The 16,573-nt window shown below is 45.5% G+C and carries 22 protein-coding genes; 11 read left to right on the top strand and 11 right to left on the bottom strand.

All coding sequences use genetic code 11. The features are described from left to right. Positions 1–32 precede the first annotated feature (32 nt). On the bottom strand, positions 33–1,028 hold the full coding sequence (locus G3W54_RS01555; RefSeq protein ID WP_162651399.1) for an aldo/keto reductase: 996 nt from the start codon (positions 1,026–1,028) through the stop codon (positions 33–35). 3 nt (positions 1,029–1,031) lie between these two features. Next, positions 1,032–1,388, bottom strand: coding sequence for a MerR family transcriptional regulator (locus tag G3W54_RS01550; RefSeq protein WP_162651398.1), 357 nt, complete (start codon positions 1,386–1,388; stop codon positions 1,032–1,034). A 633-nt stretch (positions 1,389–2,021) separates the two neighbouring features. Between G3W54_RS01550 and G3W54_RS01545 the strand changes: the two genes are divergently transcribed. Further along, positions 2,022–2,267, top strand: a complete 246-nt coding sequence (locus tag G3W54_RS01545; protein WP_162651397.1) for an EF-hand domain-containing protein — start codon at positions 2,022–2,024, stop codon at positions 2,265–2,267. A 95-nt stretch (positions 2,268–2,362) separates the two neighbouring features. Here G3W54_RS01545 and G3W54_RS01540 read toward each other — a convergent pair whose 3' ends face one another. Further along, the gene (locus tag G3W54_RS01540) at positions 2,363–2,674 is read right to left on the bottom strand and encodes a cupin (RefSeq protein ID WP_162651396.1); all 312 of its coding nucleotides are present in this window, start codon (positions 2,672–2,674) and stop codon (positions 2,363–2,365) included. An 83-nt stretch (positions 2,675–2,757) separates the two neighbouring features. Between G3W54_RS01540 and G3W54_RS01535 the strand changes: the two genes are divergently transcribed. The 4 genes from G3W54_RS01535 (at position 2,758) to G3W54_RS01520 (ending at position 4,936) form a co-directional block, all read left to right on the top strand. After that, the gene (locus G3W54_RS01535) at positions 2,758–3,192 is read left to right on the top strand and encodes an Lrp/AsnC family transcriptional regulator (protein WP_162651395.1); all 435 of its coding nucleotides are present in this window, start codon (positions 2,758–2,760) and stop codon (positions 3,190–3,192) included. Positions 3,193–3,765: 573 nt separating this feature from the next. Then, positions 3,766–4,011, top strand: coding sequence for an EF-hand domain-containing protein (locus tag G3W54_RS01530; RefSeq protein ID WP_162651394.1), 246 nt, complete (start codon positions 3,766–3,768; stop codon positions 4,009–4,011). A 171-nt stretch (positions 4,012–4,182) separates the two neighbouring features. Then, positions 4,183–4,425: an EF-hand domain-containing protein gene (locus tag G3W54_RS01525; RefSeq protein ID WP_162651393.1), complete on the top strand. Its 243-nt coding sequence runs from the start codon at positions 4,183–4,185 to the stop codon at positions 4,423–4,425. A 250-nt stretch (positions 4,426–4,675) separates the two neighbouring features. Next, complete coding sequence (locus tag G3W54_RS01520; RefSeq protein WP_162651392.1) at positions 4,676–4,936, top strand: hypothetical protein; 261 nt, start codon at positions 4,676–4,678, stop codon at positions 4,934–4,936. A gap of 67 nt (positions 4,937–5,003) precedes the next feature. Here the strand turns inward: G3W54_RS01520 and G3W54_RS01515 are convergent, their stop codons facing one another. From G3W54_RS01515 to G3W54_RS01495, 5 genes are all read right to left on the bottom strand, one after another. Further along, the gene (locus tag G3W54_RS01515; protein WP_162651391.1) at positions 5,004–5,423 is read right to left on the bottom strand and encodes an SRPBCC domain-containing protein; all 420 of its coding nucleotides are present in this window, start codon (positions 5,421–5,423) and stop codon (positions 5,004–5,006) included. Then, positions 5,416–5,760: a metalloregulator ArsR/SmtB family transcription factor gene (locus G3W54_RS01510; protein WP_162651390.1), complete on the bottom strand. Its 345-nt coding sequence runs from the start codon at positions 5,758–5,760 to the stop codon at positions 5,416–5,418. The genes G3W54_RS01515 and G3W54_RS01510 overlap by 8 nt, the downstream gene beginning before the upstream one ends. A gap of 54 nt (positions 5,761–5,814) precedes the next feature. Next, on the bottom strand, positions 5,815–7,050 hold the full coding sequence (locus G3W54_RS01505; RefSeq protein ID WP_162651389.1) for an MFS transporter: 1,236 nt from the start codon (positions 7,048–7,050) through the stop codon (positions 5,815–5,817). Positions 7,051–7,602: 552 nt separating this feature from the next. Next, on the bottom strand, positions 7,603–8,172 hold the full coding sequence (locus G3W54_RS01500) for a DNA topology modulation protein FlaR (protein WP_197742768.1): 570 nt from the start codon (positions 8,170–8,172) through the stop codon (positions 7,603–7,605). Positions 8,173–8,264: 92 nt separating this feature from the next. Next, entirely contained in the window at positions 8,265–8,489 is a 225-nt protein-coding gene (locus G3W54_RS01495; protein WP_162651388.1) for a hexameric tyrosine-coordinated heme protein, read from the bottom strand. Between the two features lie 132 nt (positions 8,490–8,621). On the opposite strand from G3W54_RS01495, the gene G3W54_RS01490 reads away from it, so the two are divergent. Beyond that, the gene (locus G3W54_RS01490) at positions 8,622–9,086 is read left to right on the top strand and encodes a MarR family transcriptional regulator (protein WP_162651387.1); all 465 of its coding nucleotides are present in this window, start codon (positions 8,622–8,624) and stop codon (positions 9,084–9,086) included. A gap of 19 nt (positions 9,087–9,105) precedes the next feature. Here G3W54_RS01490 and G3W54_RS01485 read toward each other — a convergent pair whose 3' ends face one another. Continuing rightward, positions 9,106–9,354: a zinc ribbon domain-containing protein gene (locus tag G3W54_RS01485; protein WP_162651386.1), complete on the bottom strand. Its 249-nt coding sequence runs from the start codon at positions 9,352–9,354 to the stop codon at positions 9,106–9,108. Between the two features lie 111 nt (positions 9,355–9,465). Here G3W54_RS01485 and G3W54_RS01480 point away from each other — a divergent pair, with 111 nt between their 5' ends. Next, a complete protein-coding gene (locus tag G3W54_RS01480; RefSeq protein WP_197742767.1) occupies positions 9,466–9,840 on the top strand; it encodes a MerR family transcriptional regulator in 375 nt (124 codons plus the stop codon). On the opposite strand, the gene G3W54_RS01475 is transcribed toward G3W54_RS01480, so the two are convergent. Both G3W54_RS01475 and G3W54_RS01470 read right to left on the bottom strand, forming a co-directional pair. Then, positions 9,837–9,986 carry a hypothetical protein gene (locus tag G3W54_RS01475; RefSeq protein WP_162651385.1) on the bottom strand — a complete coding sequence of 50 codons (150 nt, stop codon included), beginning with the start codon at positions 9,984–9,986 and terminating at the stop codon, positions 9,837–9,839. The two genes, G3W54_RS01480 and G3W54_RS01475, sit on opposite strands and share 4 nt — an antisense overlap. Further along, positions 9,976–10,410: a hypothetical protein gene (locus G3W54_RS01470; protein ID WP_162651384.1), complete on the bottom strand. Its 435-nt coding sequence runs from the start codon at positions 10,408–10,410 to the stop codon at positions 9,976–9,978. The genes G3W54_RS01475 and G3W54_RS01470 overlap by 11 nt, the downstream gene beginning before the upstream one ends. A gap of 558 nt (positions 10,411–10,968) precedes the next feature. Here G3W54_RS01470 and G3W54_RS01465 point away from each other — a divergent pair. The 4 genes from G3W54_RS01465 to G3W54_RS01450 all read left to right on the top strand — a co-directional run bounded on the left by G3W54_RS01465 (position 10,969) and on the right by G3W54_RS01450 (position 16,571). Next, complete coding sequence (locus G3W54_RS01465; protein ID WP_244627895.1) at positions 10,969–12,807, top strand: PhoX family phosphatase; 1,839 nt, start codon at positions 10,969–10,971, stop codon at positions 12,805–12,807. A 112-nt stretch (positions 12,808–12,919) separates the two neighbouring features. Next, positions 12,920–13,504, top strand: a complete 585-nt coding sequence (locus G3W54_RS01460; protein WP_162651383.1) for a hypothetical protein — start codon at positions 12,920–12,922, stop codon at positions 13,502–13,504. A 105-nt stretch (positions 13,505–13,609) separates the two neighbouring features. Further along, entirely contained in the window at positions 13,610–14,767 is a 1,158-nt protein-coding gene (locus G3W54_RS01455) for an AAA family ATPase (protein ID WP_162651382.1), read from the top strand. Positions 14,768–14,915: 148 nt separating this feature from the next. Further along, entirely contained in the window at positions 14,916–16,571 is a 1,656-nt protein-coding gene (locus G3W54_RS01450) for a leucine-rich repeat domain-containing protein (protein WP_162651381.1), read from the top strand. Positions 16,572–16,573 lie beyond the last annotated feature (2 nt).

Below are 16,573 nucleotides of genomic sequence, written 5' to 3'. Positions count from 1 at the left end.
GACCCTGCTTATCCCCAAAAGCAGGGATTTTTTTATGCAAATAGATTTTCCAGTTCACTCACAGCATTTTGGGTGAGGGGGCCTTTTTCAATGACCGCAAAATTATCTCGGGCCTGTTTAGCCGTTCGGCAACCCGGAATTGGAATGGTCCGTGGACTTTTCGCTAAACAGTAGCCTAGAGAACCTTGTGCTAAAGACCGGCCATCGCCTGTAAGAATTCCACGTGCAGTTTCGATTTTCTGCAAGAAATCAGCATTGGGCGTTCCGCCTTTGTTGAAATAGCGCATCCATTCAGCACCCGCAGATCTTATGTCATCACCTTCGGCAGCTTTATCGACGCCTTGATATTTGCCTGTGAGTAACCCCATCGCCAACGGTTGCCGGTTAAAGGAATAGAGTTTGCGTTCTTCAATCAAGTTTAAAATGTCATTTGCAGGGGTGACCAGATTGAGATTGTGTTGAACGGCAACAAACCCATCATATTTATCCGCAAATACGCTTGCTCGTTCAGGATCATCAGTACTCCAGCCAAAGGCTTTTATCTTTCCGGCAAGGCGCGCCTCTTCAAAAGCTTCAAACACTTCATATGATTGATCAATAGGGTGCCAGTTTATGTGGTATTTAACGAGATCCAGATATTCAACGCCAAGGCGCTGCAAGCTCTCATCAATGTTTTTGGTGATGTCCTCTTTGCTATCAACTTCACCTAGTACGTCTCCCGTGTCAGGGTCGCAGGCAAACCCAGCTTTTGTGCAAACGATGAATTCCTCACGTGGAATTTGCGAGTGTTTAATGGCCTGGCCGATGATGCGTTCTGAATGACCTGCCCCATATTGTGCGGCGGTATCGATGATGCGTACGCCCAAATCAAAGCTGGTACGCAATGTTGCTAGAGATTGTTCATCATCCACATTATCCCAACCAACAGACATGCCATTCCAATATTGCTGTCCGCCCATCACCCAAGTACCAATGCCCATGCGTGGTGCGGATTGTCCGTTCCAAAGTTCTATATTCATGCCATTCATGGCTTAATCCTTCTTATATGATTTGTAGCAATGCACCTTGTGCGCCAAAAGGTCGGAACAGGCGTCGAGTTCTTTGCGTCGTTCTTCGACCAGCTTCTGGTGTTCGAGCAAAATACTCATGCGCTCAGGTATCGTGTGGTCACCCTCATGAACAATAATTGCATAACGCTTCATGACCTTCATCGACATACCTGTTTTCCGAAGCCAATACAGGATGTTGAGCCATTCGATGTTGGTTGGTGTGAAAATCCGAATGCCAGACGAATTGCGATCAATTACCGGTAACATTCCCTCTTTCTCATAATAGCGAATAGTGTCGATGCTTAACCCGCTCTTTGTCGCAGCTTCTTTGATAAACATGCCAAAAGACTCCTGTTTGTCTCGGTGATCGAGACTGGGTGATAGCAGGCTGGAGTTACTCTAGGTCAAGTGTGATGCTTCAATTATTTTGTTTTCGATGATTTGGATTGAGGAATCGGTTTTCATTTTACTTGGTCTGAAAGCCATTCTTTCGAGAAGTTATAGTCATTAATAAACCCATTTTTCTCACTGCAACTCTCCCCATTTCCGTCACGGTTGCTCTCATCCGCTCACAAAGGTTGGTTTTTGGAGGGTGAATTTATTGAGATTTTTGCAGGAAAAACAAAAAGTTTGAACAGGTTTTGTGTGGTTTCTCACGAGGCTCGTGTTTACTTGATTGGTCTGTCGAAATGTTATTTATTTGAATTTATTACGAAATTATCTGTTTGTTTTGCGAGGTCTGATATTCAAGAGCTTGAGCCACACACTGGCTCTCACATTTATGTGCGCCGAGTTTAATTTATTTTCTCATTTTCCAATCCTATATTCAACTCATCGAAACGCAGCCAACAACATCCAAACGGATTAAATGGGGCGCTTCAAACAAGATACTAACCCGAGACACCACAATGTCTCACATTTAAACCAACAGGAACGCCACAACGTTCCACAAACAAATGAATGGAAAATATTATGAAAATCGTACTTACAACAATCGCACTATCTGCAATGGCTCTAACTGGTGCATCTGCACTTAACTTCACATCTGTTGATGATACACGTGGCGATGCAAACGGTGTATATGCATCTCAAGCTGGTGATGGTCTTGTGAGCATCCATGAAGCAAACCGTGCAGGTATCTCTGCTATCCAGTTCCATGCTGCTGATGCAGACGGAAACGGTAAATTGTCTCCAACAGAGTTCAGAAATCTTGGCTAATCGCTAACATTTTGAATATGAATTAAACCAATTGGTTTGGGCCGCATGTTAGATACGACATGCGGCTTTTTTGTTTGAAAAATCTCAACATATTTTCAGATGCTGCCAGCTTTCTCGATTACCAGCACACGGGCAGGGCCGACAGGATGGGCGACGTGTTCATCACCGCATTGGGCGTGAAAGATGTCCCCAATATATAAACGAAAAACATTCTCTTTGCCATCTTGTCTGACATGCATATCCACGGTGCCATCCATAACAGCAAAAACTTCTGGTCCGTCATTGATATGCCATTTGTATGGTTGATCCGTCCAGTGAAGACGAACGGTTGCATTCTCGAATTGCTCAATATCCAGCGCATCCCATGCTGAGTTTCCTGTAAATGACCTCGGATTAATAATATGCATGCTTGCTCCTTTGACTTGCATCTATAAAGTAGCTGACACCTGTAAGAAGATCATCTTGCGACGTGACGTATGTTGGCGGCGAAATGCCGTATTTGAATGGAGCTGCTTTGGATCAAACAGATAGAAAAATTCTGAGGCAATTGACCATCAATGCGCGAATGCCTGCAACCACAATTGGCAAAGAAATTGCTCTGTCGCGCACAGCGGTGCAAGATCGCATTCGACGTATGGAAGAGCGCGGTATAATTAAAGGTTATACGGTTAAAATAGACCAGGAACATAATGGAAAAATCAAAGCCATTGTTTTTATCTGCTTCTCACAACGCCCGTGTGAACCCATTTTGAACTGGCTTGGCACGTTGGATGGGGTCAAACGGGTTGTCTCGTTATCTGGTGAGCTGGATTGTTTGATTGAGGTGGCATTACCCGACACCAGGAAATTGTCTGAGTTTAGTGACTTTCTTCTAAATGATGTTCGAATTGCATCTGTGAAATCTCAAATCATCTTATCTGAGTGAGAAAGATCATGCCTCAGACTCAGATTGATTTGTAATAAAGGTGCGGATTTTTAAAAAACAAATCGCCTTATCGCTCTCGGTTACTCTCAGCCGTTCACAAAACAAGATTCATTTTGAGAAAAAACACCCTAAAAAACATGAAAATTACATTTTTTTCAGGGCATTTGTGACCGCTTTGTGAAGAAATATTAACAATGCACAAAAAGCTAGTTGCTTGCATTTATTAATAAAACTGACCTCTTTCAGTCACCTTTGCAAATTCAAGTGACAAACACGCGCACCCGCACTCACATTTATGTGTGATGAGTTTAGTTTGAAAACGCATTTTTGAGGCCTATATTCAACTCATCGAAACGCAGCCAACAACATCCAAACGGGTTAGGCAAATAGATTAACCAAACGGATTAATTGGGGCGCTTCAAACAAGTTACTAACTGAGACGCCACAACGTCTTAAATGTAAACCACCGAGATGCCACAACATCTCAAACTTAAACCCGAGACACCACAATGTCTCACATTTAAACCAACAGGAACGCCACAACGTTCCACAAACAAATGAATGGAAAATATTATGAAAATCGTACTTACAACAATCGCACTATCTGCAATGGCTTTAACTGGTGCGTCTGCCCTTAACTTCACATCTGTTGATGATACACGTGGCGATGCAAACGGTGTATATGCATCTCAAGCTGGTGATGGTCTTGTGAGCATCCATGAAGCAAACCGTGCAGGCATCTCTGCCATCCAGTTCCAGGCCGCTGATGCAAACAACGACGGTAAATTGTCTCCAACTGAGTTCAGAAATCTTGGCTAATCGCTAGACTTTTTGAACGAACACGATCTGATAGGGCCCCACATTTAGCTTTCCCTCCCAAGGGCTAAAATGGGGTGCCTTGAAGACCACACTAAACCTAAACAAACAATCATTTAAAACGGCACCACACCCAAATATTGGAAATGCCGACGTAATTTAAGGAATAAACTTATGAAAATCGTACTTACAACAATCGCACTATCTGCAATGGCTCTAACTGGTGCGTCTGCCCTTAACTTCACATCTGTTGATGATACACGTGGCGATGCAAACGGTGTATATGCATCTCAAGCTGGTGATGGTCTTGTGAGCATCCACGAAGCAACCCGTGCAGGCATCTCTGCTATCCAGTTCCAGGCTGCTGATGCAAACAACGACGGTAAATTGTCTCCAACAGAATTTAAAAACGTTTAAGTCATAACGACTTAAAACCAAACGCTCCGATTTACCTCCCTCTAAATCGGGGCGTTTCCACCAAATAGTAATTGAGTTGCGTAATTCCCGCGTTTGCGAGAACCCATAAAAAAGCACGTAACAGCAACTAAGCCATTACGTGCAAATGAATAGTTCATAACGGTTCCCGCGTCATTTTCTAAGATACCACAAATATCTATTTAGAAAATCAATTGCCGATGCCACAACACCAACAAAAGGAACATATATTATGAAATACGTACTTCTTATTTCTAGCTTAACGCTGGCTATGATGTCAACGTCTCACGCTTTCAGCATTAATGAGCATCATGATGTGAACCAGTTTGGTACGCTCATCACGCAAGATCTCAATGACGGTAATATTGGAATTGTAGAGGCATTTTCCCTCATTCCAAACCTGACAGAATTTGAGTTTAACGCTGTTGATCTCAATAATGATAAAAAGCTTAACCGAAGCGAACTTCATATCCTTAGCCAATATAACAGTTAGCTAAAGGTCCCCCAAATTTAGCTGAGTTTTCCCCTCTCTCAGCTAAATATGGCCTGGAATGCGATGCTTATATATTTGCAGCCAGTGCTTCTAAAATTCCCGTCCAGCCACCGGTATGGTTATCGCGTGCTTCCTCGGACGGGAATTTTATATGTGTAAGCGTGATATCCGTTCCGCCATCAGCATCTGCAAAATCTAAAGTCACGGTTGAATCTGGCACAGAAAACGGGCTTTCCCATGTAAAGACCAAACGCTCGTGCGGCGAGATTTCTTTATATGTTCCCGAGTGCGGGATTTCATCATCGCCGATCGCCATCACAATTTCAAAACGGCCGCCTTCTGAGGCATCACTCTTAGCTACCGGCACCGTTGTGCCAGGCATTGGCGTCATAAATTTTGCCAGCATTTCAGGGTTTAGCCATGCATCAAAAACTTGTGCGCGGGGCGCTGCAATATTGCGCGAAACACTTGTTGATAGTTCACTCATCATCTTTGTCCTTTGTTATCATCTCATCTAAGGCCTCAAGACGCATGTCCCAGATCGAGCGAAGTTGAGAGAACCAGCGGTCAATCTCCTGTACCGGTTCCAAATTCGCTTCGATCAAGTGTTCACGCCAAGCGGTTTTTCGGCTGACGAGTTCGGCACCTTCCAAAATTTTAATGTGCTTTGATACTGAGTTGAGGCTCATATCAAAATGCGTAGCAAGATCCGTCACGCGGGTAGGGCCATGCTGGACCAGAAGCGTGAGCAATTCTCGCCGTGTTGCATCGCGCACAGCGTTTAGAATTTTATTCAGGCGTTCGTTATTCTCTCGTTCAACCATAAGGATGAATTACCATGATGTATTTTATGAGTCAACCAAAAAGGTGAATGATGATTAAACCTCAATTCCCTGTTTCAATAAATAAGCTTTACTGCGCAGCCGCCACTTGTCAAAGCCCATCAGTAGGATGGCGCCAAAGATTGCACATCCTGCGCCAATCCACGAAGTGCCCACATAGTCGGTAACGCTGGTGCCGAACGCAAATACGCCCGAGGCAAAAATTGCAGCACTAAAATGGGAAACCGACACCAAAGCGCCGCCAGCGCCAGGGCGATGGGTCATCATATCCTGCATATAGCCAACACTTACGGACAGCAAAATGCCCGCACCAATGCCCGCAGGCAACATGAGCCACCATGCAGATGTCATCGAACTCATGGTGCCAAAAGGGATGAGATAGATGATATAGATGAGCGCACCAACGCCAATGAATGCTGATTTTGAAACATAACGAAGGATGGCTGGACTGATCAGCATCACGGGCACCTCTATCAACGCCACGCCACCTGCGAACAGACCAGCCTGCGCTTCTATCCCGTCCAAATTGTTGATGATGATTAAGCCAAGTACAATGTTATAGAGGTTAACCGCACCCAAAATTGCAGAAATTGCGAACACGCGGATCATGACGGGCAGGGCTGTTAGCTCGCGCAAGCCTTGAAAAAATGTGATGCCTGATTTCTCGTTATTGTCTGATGTCTGGTCTTTGGGCCAGCTTGTGAACACAAGTGTGAGTATGAATATATTCAAAACCGCCATGACAGCATAAATGATAAAAAGATCCATGCCCTGGGCAATGAAAAAAGCCCAAACAGGCGGTGTGAGCGCAAATGACAGCGAAAACCCTGCACGAATGGCAGAGGACGAAAAATCACGGTCGATTTTAGGATTACGATTTGCTGCCAGCTGGCCAAGCGCAAAATATTGCGTAAATGCCGTTGATGCCAACGGTATCATGAGAACATGAGCGAGGATGAAGGTACCTTTTGCCGGCATGAGATACATGGCCAAACTGCCGATAATTCCAAGCGCGATGGAGGTGATAAGCACCTCCCGATATCTGCCTGTTTGGTCAGTATAAACCCCCACAAACACAGATGCTAACAGGCTCATCAGGGCGCCACCAGTGGTGACTATGGCATAGGTGGTATCAGAAAAACCAAGCCGTTCGATGCCGATGATCGATAGATATGGCATGAGAGAGGCCACCACGACCCCCATAAATAATATGCAGCAAAATGACAGTCGCCAAAGCTTGTCATTCCAACAAATGGAAATCGTCGTAAGCATGATAGAATCACCTAAAATTTGGATGAGGCTCACAACTACGCCAAGACCGGATGATGATCAATTCACTAGATTTCATGTATTGATCAACGGGTATTATGGGTTTGCCGGCAGGTTCGTTTGTTTCCAAGGTCGAATAGTCGTGTTTCGTTCGCCAACGCCTCACTATCTCCTTGATATTTGTAATGCTTTGTAAGCTGCGTAACCCAAAGTGATCGTCACGACACTATTTGTCCGATTATTGGACTGTGAGACATTTTGAGGCAGGTTAGGAAATTTACCGCATATAGTAGGTGTTTTGTATCGTGTAAGATATTATTTTTTCTGAATGTAGACGGTGAAAAAGAGGTGCCAAGCGTGTGTATTTACACATCAAAACAGCCTCTTTTACTGTGCTTATTTCGATGATTGTGGCAGTTTCTGCTGCTGCTAATGATCTCAAACTGCACAATATTATCGAAAAACTATGGCGTTAGTGAAACTGTTTTGTGCGTCAGAGCATTTATAAGCATGTGGGTATCAATTTGCTGTGCTAGATTCTCGGTCAGTCTCAGATTAACTATCTTGCCCCGCAAATTCATGCCTTATTTGTTCAATAAACAGGTCGGTTTCGCGCAGATTTGTAAGCTTATATGTGCGCTTGTTATCTGGTGCATGTTCATAAGTCTGTTGTATTCGCGCGCGCGCTTTGTGCCGCGTGCGCCAGATAAAGTGCATGAATTCCCATTCAAAACGTTCCGGGCAGCCGTTTGGTAGGTCCGGGCGTGGTTTTCCATGATGCTTGATTGTGCGTTTGATAACACGCCAGTAGCGCAGCCAAAGCGGCGCATCTAGCCATATGAGCATGTCCGCGCGCGCCAATCGCTCCTCCCATGTGGAAGAATGTCCGCCCTCAAAAATCCATTCGTCTTTCGCGCTGATTTCACAGCATAGGCGGGTTTTATCTGCGCGGTCGCGCTCAACCCAATTGGGCAGCCAGTGAACTTCCCTATCTATGTGATAAACAGGTAAGCTGGTGACAGCGCCCAATTTGGCGGCAAGCGTGGATTTGCCAGAACCTGGCTGGCCAATAATCATGATGCGCTTTGGCACGTTTGCCATGCCGCGTTCTGGAGTAGATGCCATATCATAACCGCTTTTCTGTGGGGAGGCGGCTTTTAACAGCTATCTGGCTGGCAAGTCAATTGGGTTGAGCCAGGTTCGGTTTGCCAGCGGAATTACTCGCGCCAGTAATTGTTTGCCGCAGAAATGGTTTGGAAGTTAACCGCCACGACATGCGACACTGAAATCAATGCATCTGAGTCGTTTTCATAGACCGGACGCAACTTTTCACGGACGTCATTGTTTGGTTGTGTTTTTTTAATCGCTACCCGCGATAGTTTAATTGCAAGCTCATAACCCTCTTCGGGTGTAGTAGTCATAAGTGTTGGTAACCAAGACATAAATCATACCTCTGTATTAATGACAATTTAAATCGTGTACGATATAATGCTAAGCATTGTATACTACTAATTCTTGCACTTGCACTCTTATGCTTAATAGAATAGCCAGATTTAAAACTGTGAGAAAGAGATATGCCAAGCAACATCTATGAGTCAGAACCTGATTCTGAGATCAAAATTAGTAACCTGATTTGTTTTGCGATTTATTCTGCTTCAACGGCGATGAACCGTACCTATCAACCGTATCTTTCTAAACTTGGACTGACATACCCTCAATATATTACATTATCTGCACTTTGGCAGAAAGACAGGGTTACCGTTGGAAGCCTTTGCCGTTCACTGCAAATGGAAACCAATACTCTGACACCGATTTTGCAACGTTTGGAGGGACGGGCACTGGTTACGCGCGTGCGGGGGGAAAAAGACGAGCGGCAGGTGATCGTTGAATTGACCCCCGAGGGAAAGAGCATCAAAAAAAATCAGATTGATATCGTGAACTGTATTACCGCAGATACCGAGTTAGATCGTCATACATTGGAAGAGCTTGTTGCAGGCATTATCGAGTTACGTGATAATCTGAATGAGAAGAGTGCCTAGATTTCTAACTGCTTCCTTATTATTTCCAACGTTCAAGCTTGGGAATACCTCTGGTAAACAGCCATGCCATGATGGATGGCACACCCTTTTGTTTCAGCGCTTCCACACAATATGCCTGAAATTCTTCCACGGTTACATCCTGATAGATAAATGCACCATCTGCATAGCAAAGTGAACAATAGGTGGTGCTTTTTGTACCGTCAGTTTCTGTGCCGCCGCCCTTGGGGTCTTTGTTAAGTGGCATGCCACAGCTTTGACAATTTGCCATTATCATCTCCTGAATTAGAACTCGCATTTGTAAATTTTTCTTGTTAAAATCCATTGAGCCATAACTATGGAGTTTAGTCAATGGTTTTAAGTTGATTTTCAAGAGGAGTGTTTGAATTTGCGAATAGGTGAATTGGCAAAACGTGCAAATATCAGCCGAGATACAATCCGGTTTTATGAGAAAAACGGGTTGATTTCGTCTGAACAAGGCGATGAAGCCAGCAACAATTATCGAGAATATTCAGAAAATGCCCTGCTGACATTGGAGCTTATTGCCCAAGCAAAGGCGGCAGGGTTCACGCTTGCGGAACTGATTATCTTTACGTCACAATTACAAGCATCGGGTGATGTGGATTTTGATGGTGATGCGTTTTTGCAGCAAAAAATCGAGGATGTGGAAGCCAAGATCGCACAATCTCAGCTGTTCCTTGAAACACTTAAATTTACAAAAGAGGCTTTGGCAAAAGCAGCTTATGACGACATTTAAGCGTGGCGCACCAAGAGTAACGTCATTGCAAGAGTGCCAAGAAACGTAATGCCCAACATCAAAACAGCTTCTATCAGGCGCGTTACATATTTTCGCCGTTTTGGTTGTTTTGAGATGATAGGCGGGACATTAAGATCAAGAGGCATAGCGGCCAACTCCCAAGTCAAAATCATCCAACTGTTCATCGATGGCCTTAACACCATTTTGTGCATCATAATCGTCCAGATAATCAAGCCAGGCCTCGCTGTTGCGCACAAAGTCGGGCAGGGTGCTTTCCGCCTCTGCATCGGGTTCGTGGATATTGAGCCACTCTGTGGCCAAATCGTCACTCACATCCTCTCCACGCCAGTTGCTTTGGTCCATTCGGATAATGCTGATTGTCGTGTCCTCACACTCGCACACAGCTTCATCCAGCGACATGGGTCTTAGCTCGGCCTCATGGGTGAACTGGCAATCAAATTGATCAACAAACAATAAAAACTCATCCGCACCGCAAAAGGGGCGAGGTTTTATGATGGGCAACAAAGGTGATCCAGAAAGGGGCGGTAAAGGTCGGCGCGATAAACTCATAACAAATCCCGTATATAAACTCGAAACGACACGGATAGAGCGATGCACAAAGACGCATAACCTTTTTTGCGAACCGCTCCATCCATAGGAAAATAATCATACGTATACGTATATTTGTCAATCAAAAATAGGAAAATATTCTTTTAAGTCTTAATTGCGGTAAAGTTATCTTCATAGAAGGGCAGGAGTGAAACAATATTTGACCCGCATTGGTATTGAAACCCGCAAGGCCTTTTATGTATTCTGAGATTGTTAACTCATTGCCTTCTCATCGATTATGCAAAGTTTCGTCAATTTGTCACAAGCTTGACATCATGATGCAGTAAAAAACAGCTTCTATCTCCGCGTCTAAAAAGACGAAAGAGAGATGTCTTTATGCCCAAATGTGATCAATGTTTAAACTGTGGAAACTGCCGCCAATTGGAGGAAATTCCCGAAGAATTAATCGCAACGCATGACATGCAAAAATCACTAAACCTTAAGGAGAATTTTCCCGTGAGCGAGAAAATAGAGAATTTGGAAATCGAAAATGAAGTCACATTTGATGATTTCGACGAAATGATTAATCCTTCAGCTGAAGTCACAGACTTTGATCGTGTAGTAGAAGAATCTATCAGCCGTCGCGGTTTCTTGGGTGGTGTTTTAGCTTTTGGTAGCTTCGCCGTCATGAACAGCAGTTTTGTAGGTGAAGCTGCGGCTGCTGAAGACCGGTTTGCCTTTGAGCAAATCACAACAAGTGTTGATGACACAATTAAACTCGCACCAGGTTACAAGTCCGAAGTTGTTGTGCGCTGGGGTGATCCACTTTTTTCAGGTGTTCCTGAATTTGATCACGCAACACGTGGCACAGCTGAAAGTCAGGCACGTTCATTTGGCGATAATATTGATGGTATGGAAGTTTATGCCCACGGTGATAAGCTGATTTATGTTGCTAATAATGAATATACAAACCGCTCTATCATCTGGGGCAACAATCCTGATGGTAAAGCTGTCTCCGATGACGACATTGCTAAAGGTAAAATGGCGCACGGTTTGACTGTTGTTGAAATCGCTCAAGGCGAAAATGGTTGGAATATTGTAAAAGACAGTCCTTACAATCGCCGCATTACACCCGATAGTGAAATGGAGCTAACAGGTCCTGCCGCCGGTCATGATCTTTTGAAAACAAAGGCCGACCCGACGGGAACCCTATCTCTTGGCACTTGGAACAATTGTGGTAATGGTTCCACACCTTGGGGGACTTATCTTGCCTGCGAAGAAAACTTTAACGGCTATTTTTCTGCAACAGATGAAGAGCATAAAGTCTCTGCTGAGCTGAAACGTTATGGCATATCTGCTAAAGATTGGGGTTACGGCTGGGCAAAGATCGATGATCGTTTCAATGTTGAGATGAACCCGAATGAGCCAAATCGCGCTGGCTATGTTGTTGAAATTGATCCACGCGATCCAAATTCGGTACCGAAAAAGCGGACTGCACTGGGCCGTTTCAAGCATGAAAATGCTGAGGCTGTTGTTAATAATGACGGTCGTATCGTCATCTATATGGGTGATGATGAGCGTGGTGAATTCCTCTATCGTTATGTATCTGATGGCGTTTATGCGCCAGGTGCAGATACTGACGATCTTATGGAAAATGGAACGCTTTACGCGGCAAAGTTTGATCCGGCAGGTTCAGGCAAATGGCTGGAACTGTCAGAAGATGCAACGGGCATGACAAAAGCTGAACTCTGTGTTCATACACGTATTGCTGCGTCCAAGGTTGGCGCAACGACAATGGACCGTCCGGAGTGGGTGACGTCTAACCCCAACGCATCTGAGGTTTATTGCGCTTTAACAAACAACAAGAACCGTGGCATCAAACCTAATGCTGGGGGCGATCTGACCCATGTTGAAGGTCCAAACCCGCGCGAAGGCAACCCTTATGGCCAGATCGTTCGTTGGAAACCGGCGGGCGCTGACCATACCGCAGATACGTTTGCTTGGGATCTATATTGCCTTGCTGGTAATCCGACTGTGCATAATGATGCATTTGGTGGTTCATCAAACATCAATGCAGACAATATGTTCAACTCGCCAGATGGTTTGAAGTTTGATTCAAATGGTCTTTTGTGGATCCAAACAGATGGAAACTACAAAAATGAAGAGAACTTTGCAGGACAAGGCAATAACCAGATGCTTGCTGGTGATCCGGTCACTGGTGAAATCCGCCGCTTTCTTGTCGGTCCAAATGAGTGCGAAGTAACGGGCCTAACATGGTCTCCGGATCGTCGTACAATGTTTGTTGGCATTCAGCATCCGGGCGAAAAAGGCAACAGCCATTGGCCTGAAGGCGGTGATGCAGTGCCACGTTCAGCAGTTATTGCAGTCACGCGCGAAGATGGTGGCCTCGTCGGTTAAGACGCCCATCAAAAATGCGAAACCAAGTGCCCTTAGGTGCTTGGTTTTGCCTTGATTGCACGCTCGCAGGCTTTGAACTATTGTTTGGCTAGTTCGATAAGTTGGATGAGCAATGGTAAAATATGTTGAAGTTCGCCGCCATGCGATGCGGCATAAACATCTCCAAGGAAAAATAAGCAAACACCTCTCAAAAGAGGGAATTGAACTGGCGAGAAAGGTTGGCGCCGGCTTCACACATCCTGATGACGAAAAACTAACCAATACCGCTCTCTTTAAAGGTGTTTGGACCAGCCAAAAATCTCGTGCCATCGAAACCTCGCTTTGCATGGGGTTTGAAGTGGATGTGCTTGACAAGCGGCTGGCCTGTTTTCCTGAAGATATCTTTATAAAAAGCCGTTGGCCAAAACCAATCAAGGCAATGTTAAAGGCTTGCCAAAAGCACACAGATGTTGCCCGATATGCGCGTGCGCAGGCCATGATTTTGCACGAGATCGCCGATGACATAGAGGATGGTCAATCAGCGCTAGTTATCTCTCATGGCGGCATCATGGAGCTGATGCTACTTGGGCTTATTTTGGATGAACCAAAGCCGGAGTTGCACGCAAAGAATTGGGGCAACGTTTTTGCCTATTGCGAAGGGTTTCGTGTAACGTTTGAAAATGATGCTGCCTCTGACATTAAAATCATACGTATTTAGAGCCTTTTTCATAAGAAAATTTAAAAAACTATACCGGGATAATCTGGTCAAATCGACGAACTATCATGTAGTATATTTGCAGGAAACCAAAGTTGCACGACCAAGATGATTCTGACATTAGCCGTATCTGGATACCGGTCTTTACGAAAGATCATTATCCCGCTCGATAAGCTCACGATTATAACCGGAGCAAACGGAACGGGAAAATCGAGTATCTATAAATCCATTCGTCTTCTGGCCGATGTGGCGCAGGGGAATGTAGTCCGATCATTAGCGCTGGAAGGGGGGATACCCTCCACGTTATGGGCTGGGCCTGAGAAATTTTCCCGATCTATGAAATCCGGCCAGCACCCGATTGAAGGCACGGTACGGCGCGAACCTGTGAGCTTGAAACTTGGCTTTGCATCTGAAGATTATGGCTATGCGATTGACCTTGGGTTGCCAAAATCTGATGGCCGATCAATGTTCAATCTTGATCCGGAAATAAAGTCTGAAGCGATGTGGATTGGTGAGGTTCTCAAGCGCCATAATGTGATTGCATCGCGCGCCGGTCCCGGTGTTCAAGTCATGCAGGAAGATGGGGCAAGGCAACATGTGCTCACGACGCTGCCGAGCTTTGATAGCATGATGACCCATGCGGGTGACCCCAAGCAGGCCAGCGAAATTTTGTTGCTGCGAGAGAGAATGCGCAACTGGCGGTTTTATGATCATTTTAGAACCGATCAGGCATCTAAAGCGCGCATGCCGCAAGTGGGAACGAGAACTGTCTCGCTCGCCTCCGATGGATCTGATCTTGCAGCCGCAGTTCAAACCATCAAGGAGATAGGCGACCCAGAGGCGTTTGATGATGCAATTGAAGATGCATTCCCCGGTTCATCCATAAAGGTGGATGTAAAGGACACCATGTTTGAGGTGGTGATGCAGCAAAAGGGCCTGTTGCGCCCGCTGCGCACATCGGAATTATCAGATGGCACATTGCGGTATCTGCTGCTTGTTGCCGCTTTAATGACGCCGCGCCCGCCGCCGCTTTTGGTGCTGAATGAGCCGGAAACAAGCCTTCACCCAAGCTTGCTGCCAGCCCTTGCAAGGCTGATAAAATCCGTTGCACAAACAACGCAAATCATTGTAGTTTCCCACGCTGGCTCATTTGTAGACGAGTTAGCCATGGCGCCCAATTCGGCAAATTATGAACTCAAAAAACAGCTGGGCGAAACCATAATCTCCGATGTGCCCGACCAAAGCTGGAACTGGCAAAAACGCTGATTTTTAAATCTATTCGTTCCTCAGGGAAGGTGCTGTGAAGAATTTGAGCTGATAACCTGATAATAGTTGTATACTCGTAATATGTGTGCGGATAGCGCTTGCAGCTTATGGGCGGTGTGATTAAGTTCGCATTGAGGAGTTTTTCTTAATGCCGCTATCCCATGAACGCCCCAGCCAAGAATATATGCGCGAACTAAAGGAAGTTGCGCGCGCGGCGGCGGGTTTGGTTGACCATCTTGGTAAGGTGAATTTGCTGCCAGATGGTTTTCCGATCGAACAGGTCGAAGGGTTTTGCAAGGCCCTAACGCGTTTGCCATCCGGCACGGCAGAAGGCTCCATCGCTCCATTACGCGCAGCAGATAGCGAGCTAAACCGTGTTCGCCAGCGGTTCATTCCTGCCCATGATGAAGGCGAGGAAGAGCCGCTTGTGCCGCGTAATGGTGATTTTGACCTGCGGCTCGTTGGGCTTATGGCTGCTGTGCGAGCCGCTATTGAGCAATATAAGCTTGAATCTGGCGAGGAACTCGACACGGATGTGACGCCAGACTTGCCCGAGACGGATAAGGCAGACGAGGCGATAGAGGCTGCCATTCTAGCAACCACGCAAACCTCTCAAGATGTGGCAAATGTCGATGCCATGTTGGCAGAAGCTGATGATGAAACCCGCAATGAGTTTGAAACCGAAGCAATGCTTGCGAGTGATGCAGGCGTTCAGGCCCAGTCCGCCGAGGCTTCGCTCAAAACCGAACGCCCGCGCCCAACGGTGATAGATTGGCTATCCAATGGTGTTGAAAACACAGCTTCTGCGATGGAAAACCAACTCGCAAAGCATGGCGAAAAACTTGCACAAGCAGGGCAGGAAGTTCGCAGCGGCGTAGGTGAGCTGTTAGAAATCAATTTTCCAAAATTGGTGAAATCACTTAATGTTGTGAACAAGAGGCTCACTAATATCGTTGTGATTTTTAAAGTTGATGGGGTAGGAGAGCAGCCCCACGATTTTGATTATGTGGAAGTCTACAATCGCTTGTTGAGAGGCGAGATGGTGCCGGATAGTTGGGCACCTTTTGTGACGGAGTTGGATTTTAAATTCAATGATGATCACCACCTGGACAAAGAGGAGTTAGAACGTATCACAGGCTCACCAAAAGAATTTGCCGATGCTGCCTTACTTTCTAACCTTAGTCACTTGCGTAATCTCTATCTAGCTGACACGCAGGTTTCAGATATCGCGCCTCTTACAAGTCTTACAGCGTTGCGAGGGCTTAATTTGGCTGGCACTCAGGTTTTAGATGTCGCACCACTCTCAAATCTAACAGCACTGGAATATCTTAGCTTGGGTGAGACACGCGTTATGGATATTGCACCGCTATCAAGTCTTACAGCATTGGTATATCTTGGTTTGGGTGGTACACAGGTTTCAGATATCACGCCACTGGCAAATCTAACAGCGTTGAAACATCTCTATCTGACTAGTAGTATACAGGTTTCGGATATCGCACCGCTCTCAAATCTTACTTTATTGCGGTATCTTAATATGGGTGCCACAGGGGTTTCGGATATCGCACCACTTTCAAATCTTACAGCGCTGCAAAGTCTCTATCTGGGTGTCACAGGGGTTTTTGATATCGCACCGCTCTCAAATCTCGCAGTGTTGCAACATCTCGATTTGATGGGCACTAATGTTTCAGATATCGCGCCGCTCTCAAATCTTACGGCGATGCGACTTCTTGACCTGACTGGCACGCGGGTTTCGGATACATCCGTACTGTCACATCTTAAAGATCTTAATATTCTTAGACCATAAGC

Source organism: Lentilitoribacter sp. Alg239-R112, assembly GCF_900537175.1.
Taxonomy (GTDB): Bacteria; Pseudomonadota; Alphaproteobacteria; order Rhizobiales; family Rhizobiaceae; genus Lentilitoribacter.
This window is presented reverse-complemented; position numbering and strand designations above follow the sequence as displayed.

What these genes read in the sequence shown, in the direction of transcription:
- G3W54_RS01555 (WP_162651399.1), bottom strand. Translation starts at nt 1,028, where the DNA reads ATGAATGGCATGAATATAGAACTTTGGAACGGACAATCCGCACCACGC.
- G3W54_RS01550 (WP_162651398.1), bottom strand. Translation starts at nt 1,388, where the DNA reads ATGTTTATCAAAGAAGCTGCGACAAAGAGCGGGTTAAGCATCGACACT.
- G3W54_RS01545 (WP_162651397.1), top strand. Translation starts at nt 2,022, where the DNA reads ATGAAAATCGTACTTACAACAATCGCACTATCTGCAATGGCTCTAACT.
- G3W54_RS01540 (WP_162651396.1), bottom strand. Translation starts at nt 2,674, where the DNA reads ATGCATATTATTAATCCGAGGTCATTTACAGGAAACTCAGCATGGGAT.
- G3W54_RS01535 (WP_162651395.1), top strand. Translation starts at nt 2,758, where the DNA reads ATGCCGTATTTGAATGGAGCTGCTTTGGATCAAACAGATAGAAAAATT.
- G3W54_RS01530 (WP_162651394.1), top strand. Translation starts at nt 3,766, where the DNA reads ATGAAAATCGTACTTACAACAATCGCACTATCTGCAATGGCTTTAACT.
- G3W54_RS01525 (WP_162651393.1), top strand. Translation starts at nt 4,183, where the DNA reads ATGAAAATCGTACTTACAACAATCGCACTATCTGCAATGGCTCTAACT.
- G3W54_RS01520 (WP_162651392.1), top strand. Translation starts at nt 4,676, where the DNA reads ATGAAATACGTACTTCTTATTTCTAGCTTAACGCTGGCTATGATGTCA.
- G3W54_RS01515 (WP_162651391.1), bottom strand. Translation starts at nt 5,423, where the DNA reads ATGAGTGAACTATCAACAAGTGTTTCGCGCAATATTGCAGCGCCCCGC.
- G3W54_RS01510 (WP_162651390.1), bottom strand. Translation starts at nt 5,760, where the DNA reads ATGGTTGAACGAGAGAATAACGAACGCCTGAATAAAATTCTAAACGCT.
- G3W54_RS01505 (WP_162651389.1), bottom strand. Translation starts at nt 7,050, where the DNA reads ATGCTTACGACGATTTCCATTTGTTGGAATGACAAGCTTTGGCGACTG.
- G3W54_RS01500 (WP_197742768.1), bottom strand. Translation starts at nt 8,172, where the DNA reads ATGGCATCTACTCCAGAACGCGGCATGGCAAACGTGCCAAAGCGCATC.
- G3W54_RS01495 (WP_162651388.1), bottom strand. Translation starts at nt 8,489, where the DNA reads ATGTCTTGGTTACCAACACTTATGACTACTACACCCGAAGAGGGTTAT.
- G3W54_RS01490 (WP_162651387.1), top strand. Translation starts at nt 8,622, where the DNA reads ATGCCAAGCAACATCTATGAGTCAGAACCTGATTCTGAGATCAAAATT.
- G3W54_RS01485 (WP_162651386.1), bottom strand. Translation starts at nt 9,354, where the DNA reads ATGGCAAATTGTCAAAGCTGTGGCATGCCACTTAACAAAGACCCCAAG.
- G3W54_RS01475 (WP_162651385.1), bottom strand. Translation starts at nt 9,986, where the DNA reads ATGCCTCTTGATCTTAATGTCCCGCCTATCATCTCAAAACAACCAAAA.
- G3W54_RS01470 (WP_162651384.1), bottom strand. Translation starts at nt 10,410, where the DNA reads ATGAGTTTATCGCGCCGACCTTTACCGCCCCTTTCTGGATCACCTTTG.
- G3W54_RS01465 (WP_244627895.1), top strand. Translation starts at nt 10,969, where the DNA reads ATGATTAATCCTTCAGCTGAAGTCACAGACTTTGATCGTGTAGTAGAA.
- G3W54_RS01460 (WP_162651383.1), top strand. Translation starts at nt 12,920, where the DNA reads ATGGTAAAATATGTTGAAGTTCGCCGCCATGCGATGCGGCATAAACAT.
- G3W54_RS01455 (WP_162651382.1), top strand. Translation starts at nt 13,610, where the DNA reads ATGATTCTGACATTAGCCGTATCTGGATACCGGTCTTTACGAAAGATC.
- G3W54_RS01450 (WP_162651381.1), top strand. Translation starts at nt 14,916, where the DNA reads ATGCCGCTATCCCATGAACGCCCCAGCCAAGAATATATGCGCGAACTA.